We start from the raw sequence: 13,732 nt of genomic DNA on the forward strand, positions 1-13,732 counted from the left end.
GTAACTCTACGGTAGCCGCCGCCGAACCAGGCGGCCTCGTCGTCTTCGGGGAGCCACGAGTGGACCGCACCGCCCAGCTCAGCGCCCGCGCGGCGGAGATCGACGTCGCATACGATCCGGCGGCTCCGCCGGAAACGTCCGGTCCTCCCGGTCCTCCCAGTCCGCTCGGCCCGCACCGTCCGCTCGGCCCGCACCGTCCTCTCGACCCGCTCGGTCCAGCCGGTCCGCCGCTCGTCCGGGCTCCGCGTCTGCGGGCTCCGCGCCTGCGGGCCGCGGCCGCCGAAGCACTGCGCCGCAGGGCGGCCGCCGTGCTGGAGTCCAACTGGACGGGGACGTCCACGGTCCCCTCGCGCGGCCTGTACCCGCACCAGTGGTCCTGGGACTCGGCCTTCGTCGCCATCGGCCTGCGGCACGTCTCGCCGCACCGCGCGCAGACGGAGCTGGAGACGCTGCTGGACGCCCAGTGGGGCGACGGGCGCGTCCCGCACATCGTGTTCAACCCCTCCGTGCCGCTCGACGCGTACTTCCCGAGCCCCGACTTCTGGCGCTCCTCGACCGCGGGGCGCGCTGCGGGCGCCCCGCGCACCGTACAGACCTCCGGCATCGTGCAGCCACCGGTGCACGCGCTCGCGGTCTGGCTGGTGCACCGCGCCGACCCCGGGCTCTCGCACGCCCGCGGCTTCCTCGCCCGTGTGTACCCCCGGCTCGCCGCCTGGCACCGCTATCTGCTGCACCGGCGGGACCTGGGCGGCGGCGGGCTGGTGTCCGTCGTCCATCCGTGGGAGCAGGGCATGGACAACGCCCCGAGCTGGGACGCCCCGCTCGCCCGGGTCGTCCCGGCCCCGGCCCGCTCCTTCCGCCGCGCCGACCTCGACCACGGGTCGGCCGAGGACCGGCCGACGGACCTGGACTACGGACGGTACGTGCGGCTGGCGACGCACTACCGGGACGGCGGATACGCCGACGGCGGCGGGGAGTTCGCGGTCGAGGACCCCTCGTTCAACGCGCTGCTCGTCGCCTCCGAGCACGCGCTCGCGCACATCGCGCACGAGCTGGGCGCGACCGGCACGGCCCGCCACGCCCGTGCGGAACGGCTCACGGCGGCCCTCGTGGAGCGGCTGTGGGACCCGGCCGAGGGCATGTTCTTCTGCCGGGACGTGCGCGGCGAGGGCCTGGTGCCCGAGCGGGGCGTGTCCGGTCTGGTGCCGCTGCTGCTGCCCGGTCTGCCGGGCGAGGTGGTGGACGCGCTCGTGGGGACGCTGCGCGGCCCGCACTTCGGCCTGGGCGGCGTGACCCGGCTCGCGCCCAGCTACGACCTGCTCGGCGAGGCCTTCGACCCGCACCGGTACTGGCGCGGGCCGGCCTGGTTCAACACGAGCTGGCTGCTCGAACGGGGTCTGCGGCTGCACGGCCGCCGGGCCGAGGCCGCGGCGCTGCGCCGGGCCGTCCTGGACGTCGCGGGCGGCTCGGACTTCGCGGAGTACGTCGACCCGTACACGGGTGAGGCCTGCGGCGCGACCGGGTTCAGCTGGACGGCCGCGCTCACGCTCGACCTCATCCACCAGGACATGTCAGGCAGCGGTACCGAGGGAGGGGACCTGGGATGACGGACCGGCATCATCTGCTCGTGTTCGGCGGGACGTTCGCGGCCGTGGGCGAGAACGGGGACATCAGCGGCGTACGGGGGCCGGGACCGGCCTCGGGGTCGCCCGAGGGACTGTTCGTGCGGGACGCCCGCCACCTCAGCCGCTGGCAGCTGACCGTCGACGGCGCCGTTCCGGAGGCGCTCTCACCGGTCGAGGACGGGGACACCACGTGCTGCGTGCTCGTCCCGCGCGGCGGCCGCAACGAGCCGCCGTCCTGCACGCTCTTCCGTGAACAGGCCGTCGGCGACAGCTCGTTCGTGGAGTCGCTGCGGATCGTGTGCAACCGCCCGGTGCCGACGACGGTCCGCCTCGCGCTCACCGCCGACGCCGACTTCACCGACCAGTTCGAACTGCGCTCCGACCACCGCACCTACGCCAAGACCGGCGTCGTCCGCCGCCGCGAGATCCTCGACGACGGCGTGGAGTTCGCCTACCGGCGCGGCGAGTGGACGTCCCGTACGACGGTGACGGCCGAGCCCGCCCCGGACGCAGTCGAGGAGACCGGCACCGGCGCCCGCCGCCTGGTGTGGAGACTGGAACTGGAGCCGCACGGCTCGGCCGAGCTGACCCTGCGGGTGACGGCCCGGCCGCACGGCGAGCGGCGGGCCCTGCGGGTGCCCCGCTCCCCGGCCTCCGTCGTCGGCCGACTCCGGGAGCGGGAAGCCGAGTTCATGGAGGGCGTGGCCTTACCGGCCTCCTGGCCCGAGCTGACGGCCGCCTGTGCGCGGGGCCTCTCGGACCTCGCCGCGCTGCAGGTCCAGGCGAGCGGACCGGACGGCGAGGACCTGCGCGTCCCGGCGGCGGGCGCGCCGTGGTTCCTCACCCTGCTGGGCCGCGACGCGCTCCTCGCCTCCCTGTTCGCGCTGCCCTACCGTCCCCGTCCGGCCGCCGCCACCCTCCTCGCGCTGGCCGCGGCCCAGGCCACCGAGGCGGACCCGCGGACGGTGGCCCAGCCCGGCAAGATCGTGCACGAGGTGCGGCACGGCGAGCTCGCGCACTTCGGGCAGGTCCCGTACGGCCGCTACTACGGTTCGGTGGACGCGACCCCGCTGTTCCTCGTCGTCCTCGGCGCGTACGTCGAGCAGACCGGCGACACGGCGCTGGCCCGCCGGCTGGAGCCGCACGCGAGGGCGGCCGTCGGCTGGATGCTGGACCACGGCGGGCTCACCTCCCGCGGCTATCTGGTCTACCGGGCCGACCGGGGCGGTCTGGCCAACCAGAACTGGAAGGACTCCCCCGGCGCCATCTGCTCGGCGGACGGCGCCCGCCCTACCGGGGCGGTGATGGCGGCTGGCGCGCAGGGGTACGCGTACGACGCGCTGCGCCGCACGGCGTGGACGGCGCGCACGGTGTGGGAGGACGAGAAGTACGCGGCCCTGCTCGAACAGGCCGCCGCGGATCTGCGCGACCGCTTCCAGCGGGACTTCTGGATGCCGGACCGCGCCTTCCCGGCGCTCGCGCTGGACGGCGAGGGCCGGCAGGTCGACGCACTCGCCTCGGACGCGGGTCACCTGCTCTGGTCCGGGCTGCTGGACAAGGAGTACGGGGAGATCGTCGGCCGTCGTCTGCTGGAGGCGGACTTCTTCTCCGGCTGGGGCGTGCGCACCCTCGCGGCCGGACAGCCCGCGTACCACCCGCTCTCCTATCACCGTGGCTCGGTCTGGCCGCACGACAACGCGCTGATCGCGCTGGGCCTCGCACGCTACGGACTGCACGACGAGGCCCGTACGGTCGCCCACGCGCTCGTCGACGCGGCGGCCGCGACCGGTCACCGTCTCCCGGAGGTCCTCGCGGGCTACGGCCGCGACACCCACGCGCGGCCGGTGCCGTACCCGCACGCGTGCGTACGGGAATCCCGGTCGGCGGCGGCCCCGTTGGCGCTGCTCACGGCGGTGGGGGGCGCGTAGCCGGCCCGCCCTGCCCTGCCCGGCGGGCGGTTTGGGGTGACGTTTGCGCGGTGTTTGCCGAGCGCTGGTCCGCGGGGGGTGAACACGGGCCGGGAGCAGGCCGTACGAAACTGTGGCGGATCCGGCCCGCACCGGATCCGCCGAACCGCCGGGCTTCGTACGGAAGGACCCTCGGGTGCCAGTCACCACTCGCTCATCCCAGCAGCCTGATTCGAAGGACCCCGAGGACGACACCGTGACGACGGAGCCTCCGACGACGGAAGCCCCCTCGGGCGACGAGTCGCCGGAACGGAACCCGGACGCCGCAGGCGCGAAGAGCAGCGAGGCCGGAACAGCCGGAGCCACCGAGACGACCGACATAGCCGGGACCGCCGAGGCGGCCGAGGCGACCGGGACCGACGTGACGGCTGAAGCCACCGAGGCACCCGAGGTGACCGACACCGCCGGGACCGCCGAGGCGGCCGAGGCAACCGGGTCTGACGTGACGGCCGGAGTTACCGAGGTGACCGACACCGCCGGGACCGGCGGATCGGCTGGAGCAACCGAGACGACCGAGGCGACCGGCACCGCCGAGCCGACCGAGGCAACCGGGACCGACGTGACGGCTGAAGCCACCGAGGCACCCGAGGTGACCGACACCGCCGGGACCGCCGAGGCGGCCGAGGCAACCGGGTCTGACGTGACGGCCGGAGTTACCGGGGTGACCGACACCGCCGGGACCGGCGGGTCGGCTGGAGCCACCGAGACGACCGACGCAGCCGGGACCGCCGAGGCGACCGGGACCGACGTGACGGCTGAAGCCACCGAGGCACCCGAGGTGACCGACACCGCCGGGACCGGCGGATCGGCTGGAGCAACCGAGACGACCGAGGCGACCGGCACCGCCGAGCCGACCGAGGCAACCGGGACAGCCGGGTCGGGCGGCGAGAACGCCGGGTGTGACGGGAGCGGTGGGACCGGTGACGCCGGTCCGCGGGGGCTTCGGGCTCGGGTCGGATACTGGTGGGACTGGCGCGGTCGGCATCCCCGGGCCGCCCGGGTAATGTGGTGGATGACGACCGCCGCCTGCCTCGTGCTCGTGCTCGGAGCGCTGCTGCTGCCGAACCGTCTGTTCGCCCTCCATGCGAGCCGGTTCCTGCGGCTGCCGGTCGAGGCGGTCATCGGCTCGGCCCTGCTGCTGGCGCTGCCGCGCAGGCCCAGGGTCGCCCTGGCGGCGCTGGCCGGCACGGCGCTCGGCGCGCTGACCATCCTCAACGTGCTCGACATGCAGTTCGTCGAGTACCTGGGCCGTGACTTCAACCTCGTCCTGGACTGGACCCTGCTCAGCGACGCGCAGTCGTACGTGGCGGACTCGCTGGGCGGGGCCGTCGCCGTCGCCGCGTCGATCGGGCTCGCCGTGCTCGTCGTGCTGATCATGGCGGTCATGGCGCTGGCGACGGTCAGGCTGAGCGGCCTCCTGGTGCGGGACGCCCGGCGGGCGACCCGGGGCACGCTGATCGCCGGCACCGCCTGGGTCGCCTGCTCCGTCGTCGGACTGCAGTACGCGGGGGCCCCCGTCGCCTCCGACCAGGTCGCGAAGACGGTCGTCTCCGAGGCCAAGCGGGTGCGGAACACCCTCAAGGACGAGGCCGCGTTCGGGAAGGTGGCCCGCAGCGACACGTTCGGCGCCACCCCGGCCGACCAGCTCGTGCCGGACCTGCGCGGCAAGGACGTCGTCTTCACCTTCATCGAGAGCTACGGCCGCAGCGCCATCGAGGACCCGGGCATGGCGCCGGGCGTCGACGAGACGCTCGCCGCCCGTACCGCGGCCCTGACGAAGGCCGGATTCAGCGCGAAGAGCGGCTGGCTGACCTCGGCGACGTACGGCGGCAGCAGCTGGCTCGGCCACTCGACGACCCTGTCCGGCCTGTGGGTGGACACGCAGCAGCGTTACCGCACGGTGATGGCCAGCGACCACCTGTCGCTGACCAAGGCGTTCCAGAAGACCGGCGCCTGGGACACGGTCGGCGTCATGCCGGGTGTGCAGAAGGGCTGGCCGGAGGCGAAGTTCTACGGGCTGGACAAGGTCTACAACGCTTTCGGGATGGGGTACAAGGGACCGAAGTTCAGCTGGTCGACCATGCCCGACCAGTACGCCCTGGAGGCGTTCCAGCGGCTGGAGCACGGTCGCACCGGCCGTGACAAGCCGCTGATGTCGGAGATCATCCTGACCTCCAGCCACCAGCCGTGGGCGCCGATCCCGAAGATGGTCGGCTGGGACCAGCTCGGTGACGGCTCGGTCTTCGAGGGCATCGAGGCGGCCGGGCTGAAGGCGTCGGACGTCATCGCCGACTCGGCCAAGTCCAAGGCGGAGTACGGCAAGTCGATCCAGTACTCGGTGACCGCGCTCACCGAGTGGCTGGAGCGCTACGGCACCGACGACACCGTTCTGGTCTTCCTGGGCGACCACCAGCCCATCTCGCGGGTCAGCGGCGACCACGCCAGCCGGGACGTGCCGATCTCGATCGTCGCCAAGGACCCGAAGGTCCTCGACAAGATCTCCTCCTGGAACTGGACGGACGGTCTGCGGCCGGCCCACGACGCGCCGGTGTGGAAGATGAGCTCGTTCCGCGACAGGTTCCTCACCGCGTACGGCTCGACCCCGCACCCGTCGAACGGCTGACGCCCCCGCCTCAGCCGCCGGAGGTGTCCTGTTCCGCTTCCTCGTCGACGCCCGCGCAGTCGTAGGGGTCCTTCAGCCAGCCGTCGGGCAGGACGACCCTGTTGTTGCCGGAGGTGCGGCCGCGGGGGCCGTCGGCGCCGGTGGGCCAGGGCTGGCCGAGGTCCAGCTCGTCGAGGCCTGCGCGGAGTTCGGCGAGCGAGGAGGTGACCGCGAGGCGCTTGCGCATCTCGCTGCCGACCGCGAAGCCCTTGAGGTACCAGGCGACGTGCTTGCGGAAGTCGACGACGCCCTTGGACTCGTCGCCCGCCCACTCGCCGAGGAGGGTGGCGTGGCGGACCATGACGTCGGCGACCTCACGCAGGGACGGCGCGGCGACGTCCTCGTGGCGGCCCTCGAAGGCGGCGACGAGATCGGCGAACAGCCACGGCCGGCCGAGGCATCCGCGGCCGACGACGACCCCGTCGCAGCCGGTCTCGCGCACCATCCGCAGCGCGTCCTGGGCCGACCAGACGTCGCCGTTGCCGAGGACGGGGATCTCGGGGACGTGTTCCTTGAGGCGGGCGATCGCGTCCCAGTCGGCCGTGCCGCCGTAGTGCTGGGCTGCCGTGCGGCCGTGCAGGGCGATGGACGTCACACCCTCCTCGACGGCGATGCGACCGGCGTCGAGGTAGGTGATGTGGTCGTCGTCGATGCCCTTGCGCATCTTCATCGTCACCGGGAGGTCGCCGGCGCCGCTGACCGCCTCGCGCAGGATGGCGCGCAGCAGGTGGCGCTTGTAGGGCAGGGCGGAGCCGCCGCCCTTGCGCGTCACCTTGGGGACCGGACAGCCGAAGTTCAGGTCGATGTGGTCGGCGAGGTCCTCCTCCGCGATCATGCGGACGGCCTTGCCGACCGTGGCGGGGTCGACGCCGTACAGCTGGATCGAGCGCGGCTTCTCGCTCGCGTCGAAGCGGATCAGCTGCATGGTCTTCTCGTTGCGCTCGACCAGCGCCCGGGTCGTGATCATCTCGCTGACGAACAGGCCCTTGCCGCCGCTGAACTCCCTGCACAGGGTGCGGAAGGGCGCGTTCGTGATCCCGGCCATGGGGGCCAGGACGACGGGCGGCCGGACGGTGTGCGGGCCGATCTGCAAGGGGGGCACGGGCGTGGGCATTGCCCCATTGTCGCGTATGCGCAGGGGTACTCGGCCGAGTGCCCCGGGCACTCCCGGGCGCTCCCCTCTGCTTTCCACCCGGCTCCGCCCGATGGATCACGCATCACTCATTAGTTAGACGCACTATTGATATCCGCGTACCATGAAACCCATGCCCGAGCTCAGCCCTCGCCGACGTGTGCTGGTCCTCGCGATCTGCTGCATGAGCCTGCTGATCGTGAGCCTCGACGTCACCGTCCTCAACGTCGCCCTGCCGTCGATGCAGCGCGACCTGCACGCGTCGACCTCCGGCCTTCAGTGGACGATCGACGCCTACACGCTGGTCCTGGCCTCGCTGCTGATGCTCGCGGGCTCGACCGCCGACCGGATCGGCCGCAAGAAGGTCTTCATGGCCGGCCTGGTCGTGTTCTCGGCGGGCTCCCTGCTGTGCTCGCTCGCCCCGAGCCTGGAGCTGCTGATCGCGGCCCGCACGGTGCAGGCAGTGGGCGGCTCGATGATGAACCCGGTCGCCATGTCGATCATCACCAACACCTTCACCGACCCGCGCGAGCGCGCCCGGGCGATCGGCGCGTGGGGCGCGGTCGTGGGCATATCGATGGCCGCGGGACCGCTGCTGGGCGGACTGCTGGTGGAGTCCGTGGGCTGGCGCTCGATCTTCTGGCTCAACCTGCCCGTCGGTCTGGTGGCCCTGCTGGCGACCCTGCGCTTCGTCCCCGAGTCCCGCGCGCCGAAGCCGCGGCGCCCCGACCCGGTCGGCCAGCTGCTGGTCATCGCCCTGTTCGGCTCCCTGACCTACGCCATCATCGAGGCGCCGGAGGCCGGCGCAGCGACCAGCGGCCCCTTCGCCGCCGTCGCGCTCGCCGCCCTGCTGGGCCTGCTCTGGTACGAGCCCCGGCGCGCCGAACCCCTCATCGACCTGCGGTTCTTCCGCTCGGCGCCGTTCAGCGGCGCGACAGTGGTGGCGATCAGCGCGTTCGCCGCACTGGGCGGCTTCCTCTTCCTGTCGACGCTGTACCTGCAGAACGTGCGCGGCCTGGACGCCCTGCACGCCGGTCTGTGGATGCTGCCGATGGCCGTGCCGACGTTCCTGTGCGCGCCGCTGTCCGGAAGGCTCGTCGGCAGCCGGGGCCCGCGACTGCCGCTGCTGATCGCCGGCGTCGCGATGACGACGAGCGGAGTGCTGTTCGCCGCGTTCGACGCCGAGACGTCCGACGGAACGCTGTTCCTCGGGTACGTGCTGTTCGGGGTGGGCTTCGGGTTCGTGAACGCGCCGATCACCAACACGGCGGTCTCGGGCATGCCGCGCAGCCAGGCGGGGGTGGCGGCGGCGGTGGCCTCCACCAGCAGGCAGCTGGGCCAGACCCTGGGCGTCGCGGTGATCGGCGCGGTCCTGGCGGCGGGCGTGCACGCGTCGTCGTACCGCGACTCCTTCGTCTCCGCCGCCGTGCCCGGCTGGTGGATCCTCACCGGCTGCGGCCTGGTCGTCCTCGTGCTGGGCGCCGTGACCACCGGCTCGTGGGCCCGGCGCACGGCGGAGCGGACCGCCGAGCGGCTGGAGGCCCCGGACGTCCGGGAGGCGGCGGGCGTCAGCGCCTGACCGGCGCACGCGCGCGGGATCGCGCGGGCGGCGACCGCGCGTCAGCCGGAGCCGGGCCGCAGCGCGCCCAGAGCGGCCGCGAGGCGGTGCGGGTCGCGGCGGGCGATGTTGTGGCCGACGGGGATGTCGAGGACCCGCCAGCCCGGGTCGTCGCGCAACCGCTCGCTCAGGGCCGTGAACGGGCTGCCCGCCCATGCGCCGCCGCTGATGAACACCCGGCCGAACTCCGGGCGGGGGCCGCCCTTCAGTGTGATCGACTGGACGAAGCTCGCCAGCGGATGCGGTCGCGCACGCGGATCGAGCCCTTCGGGGACCGCCACCCACCGGCCGTCGGCGCGGGCGCCGGCCAGGAACAGCTCCCGGAAGGCGTCGCTGGTCAGGGACCAGCACGAGTCTCCGTCGTCCGGGACGTAGGCGTCGATGAAGACCAGCTGGTCCAGGCGGTCGCCGAGGCGGTCCGCGACGCCGGCGATCACCATCCCGCCGTAGCTGTGCCCGCACAGGGCGACGGGCGCGCCGTCGCCGCGCTCGACGATCTCGGCCACCTGGTCGATGTGGGTGTCGAGGTTCGGCGGACGGTCCGCGTCGGCCGGTCCGTCCGGCTCCAGCCCCGACAGGGTCACCGCCTCGACGTGGTGACCGTCTCGGCGCAGCTCCGCGGCCACCGCGTCGAAGACCCATCCGCCTTGCCAACCACCGGGCACCAGCACGAAGTTCACCGCGTCATCGTAGGCCGGGCCCGACCCGGCCGGCCACGCCCCGGGCGTACGCGTACAGCTTCTCCAGCCGCTCCCGGGTCTGCGCGTCCTCCGGCACGTAGGTCACCAGGCGGGCCCCGTGCTCCGGGCTCAGCCACAGGTCGGTGTGGGTGACGGTGAGGGGGCCGACGTGCGGGTTGCGGAACTCCTTGACCTTGCCGCGGCTCACGACGACCTCGTAGCGCTCCCAGTTCTCCCGGAACTCCGGTGACTCCGTCTGCAGTCGCTTGACCAGCATCTTCCAGGCCGGCTCGGTGAGGTGGCCGGCCATGGAGGCGCGGAGCTTCGCGGCCATCAGGCGCATCGTCTCGTCGAGGTGGACGACGGACTCGCGCCACTGCGGATGGGTGTGGATGAGCACCATGCAGTTGCGGTCCTCGGGCGGGATCGCGTCGAGGTCGCACAGCAGATGGGCGTAGGTGCGGTTGTAGGCCAGGATGTCGTAGCGGCTGTTCTGGACGCACGCGGGGAGCGGGTCGAGCTGGTCGAGCAGCTCGCGTACCGCGTCGGTGACGCCGGCGCAGGACGAGGCGGGCGTCGGGTCGGTCGCGCCGGCCAGCTGGAAGAGGTGGGCCCGCTCGCTCGGGTCGAGCAGCAGGGTCCGGGCCAGGGCGTCCAGGACCTGCACCGAGACGTGGATGTCCCGGGACTGCTCGAGCCAGGTGTACCAGGTGACGCCGACCGCGGAGAGATGGGCGACCTCCTCGCGGCGCAGCCCCGGCGTGCGGCGGCGCGCTCCGCGCGGGAGTCCCACCTGCTCGGGGGTGATGCGCTCGCGGCGGCTGCGCAGGAAGGCGGCCAGCTCGTGCCGCCTGATCTCCGAGCCGCCCGTCGCCGCGGGCGGGGCGGCGGGCGGCGTCTGCCGGGCCATCGTCGTCATGCCTCCAGCCTGCCGCCCCGCCGATCCTGTTGCCAGGTACTCCTTCTACCAGGATAAGGAGACTCTGGTACCCGTCTGACGGGCGGCGCAGGCTCGACGGCGTGACCCAGACAACCACGACCACCACTACGTCCACCACGGCCCCGGCCTCGGTCGCGCAGGGCGCCCGCTCCGCGCAGCCGTCCCACTCCCTCGGCCCGCTGGGCCTGTTCACGGTGCTGCTCGGCACGGCGCTGCCCCTCATCGACTTCTTCATCGTCAACGTCGCCCTGCCCACGATGGGCCGCGACCTGTCCGCGGGCGAGTCCGTCCTCGAACTCGTCGTGGCCGGGTACGGGCTCGCGTACGCCGTGCTCCTCGTCCTCGGCGGCCGGCTCGGGGACCTGTTCGGCCGGCGCCGGCTCTTCCTGGGCGGGATGGCGGCCTTCGGTCTGACCTCGCTGGCCTGCGGGCTCGCGCCCGACGCCTGGTCGCTGGTGGCGGCCCGGGTCGCGCAGGGCGCGTCGGCCGCCGCCATGGTCCCGCAGGTGCTGGCCACCATCCAGTCCGCCACCGCGGGCGCGCGCCGCGCCAGGGCGATGAGCCTGTACGGCGCGACCGCCGGACTGTCCATGGTGGCGGGCCAGATCCTGGGCGGCGTGCTCGTCGCGGCCGACATCGCCGGAAGCGGCTGGCGGTCCGTGTTCCTGGTCAACGTCCCCTTCGTGATCGTCGGACTGCTCCTGGCCGTCCGTTCCGTCCCGGAGACCCGCTCGCAGCGCCCGGAGCCCGTCGACGGACCCGGCACCGTGCTCCTCGCCGCCGCGCTGCTGGCCCTGCTCGCCCCCCTCACCGAGGGCCGCGCGGCGGGCTGGCCGCTGTGGACGTGGCTGTCCCTGGCCGCGTTCCCGCTGCTCACGGGCGCGTTCTACGCGGTGGAGCGACGGGCCGACCGACGGGGCCGTACGCCGTTGGTGCCGCCGAGCCTGCTCGCTCTGACCACACTGCGGCGCGGGCTGACGATCATGGGTCCGCTCGCGGTCGGCTTCAGCGGCTTCATGTTCGTCATCGCCGTGGCCCTGCAGGGCGGGGCGGGGCTCGGGCCGGTGCAGGCCGGTCTCGCCCTCGCGCCGATGGCCCTGATGTTCTTCGTCACCTCGCTCGCCGGGCCGCGTCTGGTGACCCGGTTCGGGTCCCGGGTGGTGACCGCCGGCGCGGTCCTGCAGGGCGTGGGCGTCGTGCTCATCGTGCTGGCGGTGCGCGCCGACTGGCCGGACGTCGGCTTCGTCGGGCTGTTGCCGGGCACGGCGGTCGCCGGTGCGGGGCAGGCGCTCCAACTGCCCGTCGTCATGCGGATCGTGCTGTCCGAGGTGCCGCCGGCCCGCGCGGGCGTCGGCAGCGGTGTGATGGTGACGACCCAGCAGGCCTCGCTGGCGCTGGGCGTGGCCACGCTCGGCACCCTGTTCCTCTCCCTGGTCCCGGGTTCGGGCATGCGGGACGCCCTTCTCACCACGCTGGTCGTGCAGTTGGCCGGAGTGGTCCTGACGGGTCTGCTGAGCCTGCGGCTGCCCCGGAACGTGGGGTGAGCGCGGTGCCGGGCCGTCGAGTCGTGCCCGTGGGGCTGCGGCAGCCGTCGGTCATGCCGCACACTCCTTGCTGCGCGGGCAGCCGCGATGTCCTCGGACGCTGGAGGCGTCATGCCGGAGAACGACGCGAGCAGGGTGACCCGCTTCGACGGGCACGGGCGGCAGCACGTCGTCCGGGTGCGGCGGGCGGGCGTGCAGCGCACGATCAGCTGTGACACGTGCGGTTGGCGCCAGGGGGCGCAGTTCCTGCCCTGGCTGAAGGCGGAGCGGCATCTCGCCGAGGCGCACCGGGCGACCGTCGATCCGCCGGGAAGCGACGCAGGCGAGGGCGGGGGCCGCGCGTCGCGATGACTTTCCGGCGTCCGGAGAGTCGTATCGGTGGACGCGGAAGCAGACTCCCCACCGGAAAGGCCGGCCCATGAGCACGCTGCGCGAGACCCTCCAGCGACACGTCGACGACGGGGCCGTGCCCGGAGCGGTGGGCCTGGTGGCCCGCGGCGACGAGGTGGAGGCCGTGAGCGTCGGCTCGCGGGATGCCGAGGGCACGGCCCCGATGACCCGGGACTCCCTGTTCCGGATCGCCTCGATCACCAAGCCGGTCACGGCCGCGGCGCTGCTGACGCTGGTCGAGGAGGGCACGGTCGGCCTCGACTCGCCGGTCGCCGAGTGGCTGCCCGAGCTGGCGGAGCCGATGGCGGTCCGCACCCCGTCCGCGCCCGTCGACGACGTGGTCCCGGCGGCCCGTCCGATCACGGTCGAGGACCTGCTGAGCTCCCGGCCCGGCTGGGGCTTCCCGTCGGACTTCGCGCTTCCCGCCGTCCGGGCCCTCTTCGAGGTGCAGAAGGACGGCCGCGCCCCGCAGGCGTATCCCGAGCCGGACGTCTGGCTGGCCGACCTGGCCCGCGTCCCCCTGCTGTACCAGCCGGGCGAGGCCTGGCTGTACGGCACGGCGTCCGATCTGCAGGGCGTGCTGATCGCGCGGGCCTCGGGCCGCACGCTCCCCGAGTTCCTGGCGGAGCGGATCTTCGAGCCGCTGGGCATGCGGGACACGGCGTTCGAGGTCCCGAAGGAGAAGCGGGACCGTTTCACCACCGCGTACCGTCCCGGCGGCGCCGGCGGACTGGAGCTCACGGACACCCCCGACGGCGAGTGGCGCAGCGTGCCGAGGTTCCCGTCGGGCGGCGGGGGCCTGGTGTCCACGGCCGACGACTGGCTGGCGTTCGCCCGCATGCTGCTCGGCGGGGGCGAGGCGGACGGGCGCCGCGTGCTGTCGCCGGCCTCGGTGAGCCGGATGACGGCCGACCACCTGTCGGCGGCGCAGCGCGAGATCGGCGCCCTGTTCCTGGAGGGTCAGGGCTGGGGCTACGGCGGCAGCGTCGACATCGATCCCGTCGAGCCGTGGAACGTCCCGGGCCGTTACGGCTGGGTCGGCGGCACGGGGACGACGGCGCACATCGTTCCGCGGACGGGCACGGTCACGGTCCTCCTCACCCAGACCGCGATGACGGACCCGAGGTCGACCCCGCTGATGCGGGACTTCTGGCGGTGCACGGCGGGATAGGCG

10 protein-coding genes are annotated in these 13,732 nt (G+C 73.5%); 7 read left to right on the forward strand and 3 right to left on the reverse strand.

The genetic code is table 11. From position 1 onward, the window contains the following. The first annotated feature begins 59 nt into the window (after positions 1–59). The 3 genes from IE239_RS23855 (at position 60) to IE239_RS23865 (ending at position 6,215) form a co-directional block, all read left to right on the forward strand. Complete coding sequence (locus IE239_RS23855) at positions 60–1,607, forward strand: MGH1-like glycoside hydrolase domain-containing protein (protein ID WP_373308134.1); 1,548 nt, start codon at positions 60–62, stop codon at positions 1,605–1,607. Continuing rightward, entirely contained in the window at positions 1,604–3,553 is a 1,950-nt protein-coding gene (locus IE239_RS23860; RefSeq protein WP_190151425.1) for an amylo-alpha-1,6-glucosidase, read from the forward strand. The genes IE239_RS23855 and IE239_RS23860 overlap by 4 nt, the downstream gene beginning before the upstream one ends. Positions 3,554–4,253: 700 nt before the next feature. Continuing rightward, a complete protein-coding gene (locus tag IE239_RS23865) occupies positions 4,254–6,215 on the forward strand; it encodes an alkaline phosphatase family protein (protein ID WP_373308139.1) in 1,962 nt (653 codons plus the stop codon). A 10-nt stretch (positions 6,216–6,225) separates the two neighbouring features. On the opposite strand, the gene dusB is transcribed toward IE239_RS23865, so the two are convergent. Beyond that, positions 6,226–7,368 (reverse strand): tRNA dihydrouridine synthase DusB, encoded by a 1,143-nt coding sequence (gene dusB, locus IE239_RS23870; protein WP_190151426.1) that lies wholly within the window; start codon positions 7,366–7,368, stop codon positions 6,226–6,228. A 151-nt stretch (positions 7,369–7,519) separates the two neighbouring features. Here dusB and IE239_RS23875 point away from each other — a divergent pair, with 151 nt between their 5' ends. Beyond that, on the forward strand, positions 7,520–8,965 hold the full coding sequence (locus tag IE239_RS23875) for an MFS transporter (protein WP_190151427.1): 1,446 nt from the start codon (positions 7,520–7,522) through the stop codon (positions 8,963–8,965). Between the two features lie 41 nt (positions 8,966–9,006). On the opposite strand, the gene IE239_RS23880 is transcribed toward IE239_RS23875, so the two are convergent. Then, positions 9,007–9,684: an alpha/beta fold hydrolase gene (locus IE239_RS23880; RefSeq protein WP_190151428.1), complete on the reverse strand. Its 678-nt coding sequence runs from the start codon at positions 9,682–9,684 to the stop codon at positions 9,007–9,009. A 4-nt stretch (positions 9,685–9,688) separates the two neighbouring features. After that, positions 9,689–10,603, reverse strand: a complete 915-nt coding sequence (locus IE239_RS23885) for a helix-turn-helix transcriptional regulator (RefSeq protein ID WP_190151429.1) — start codon at positions 10,601–10,603, stop codon at positions 9,689–9,691. Positions 10,604–10,704: 101 nt separating this feature from the next. Between IE239_RS23885 and IE239_RS23890 the strand changes: the two genes are divergently transcribed. From IE239_RS23890 to IE239_RS23900, 3 genes are all read left to right on the forward strand, one after another. Further along, positions 10,705–12,168, forward strand: a complete 1,464-nt coding sequence (locus tag IE239_RS23890; RefSeq protein ID WP_373308135.1) for an MFS transporter — start codon at positions 10,705–10,707, stop codon at positions 12,166–12,168. Between the two features lie 111 nt (positions 12,169–12,279). Then, positions 12,280–12,519: a hypothetical protein gene (locus IE239_RS23895; RefSeq protein WP_190151430.1), complete on the forward strand. Its 240-nt coding sequence runs from the start codon at positions 12,280–12,282 to the stop codon at positions 12,517–12,519. Positions 12,520–12,586: 67 nt separating this feature from the next. Next, positions 12,587–13,729 (forward strand): serine hydrolase domain-containing protein, encoded by a 1,143-nt coding sequence (locus tag IE239_RS23900; protein ID WP_190151431.1) that lies wholly within the window; start codon positions 12,587–12,589, stop codon positions 13,727–13,729. Positions 13,730–13,732: the final 3 nt, after the last annotated feature.

The sequence above is a fragment of the Streptomyces humidus genome (genome assembly GCF_014649655.1).
GTDB lineage: Bacteria > Actinomycetota > Actinomycetes > Streptomycetales > Streptomycetaceae > Streptomyces > Streptomyces humidus.

Coding starts and splice junctions, on each gene's coding strand:
- IE239_RS23860 (WP_190151425.1), top strand. CDS start 1,604: ATGACGGACCGGCATCATCTGCTCGTGTTCGGCGGGACGTTCGCGGCC.
- dusB (WP_190151426.1), bottom strand. CDS start 7,368: ATGCCCACGCCCGTGCCCCCCTTGCAGATCGGCCCGCACACCGTCCGG.
- IE239_RS23875 (WP_190151427.1), top strand. CDS start 7,520: ATGCCCGAGCTCAGCCCTCGCCGACGTGTGCTGGTCCTCGCGATCTGC.
- IE239_RS23885 (WP_190151429.1), bottom strand. CDS start 10,603: ATGACGACGATGGCCCGGCAGACGCCGCCCGCCGCCCCGCCCGCGGCG.
- IE239_RS23895 (WP_190151430.1), top strand. CDS start 12,280: ATGCCGGAGAACGACGCGAGCAGGGTGACCCGCTTCGACGGGCACGGG.
- IE239_RS23900 (WP_190151431.1), top strand. CDS start 12,587: ATGAGCACGCTGCGCGAGACCCTCCAGCGACACGTCGACGACGGGGCC.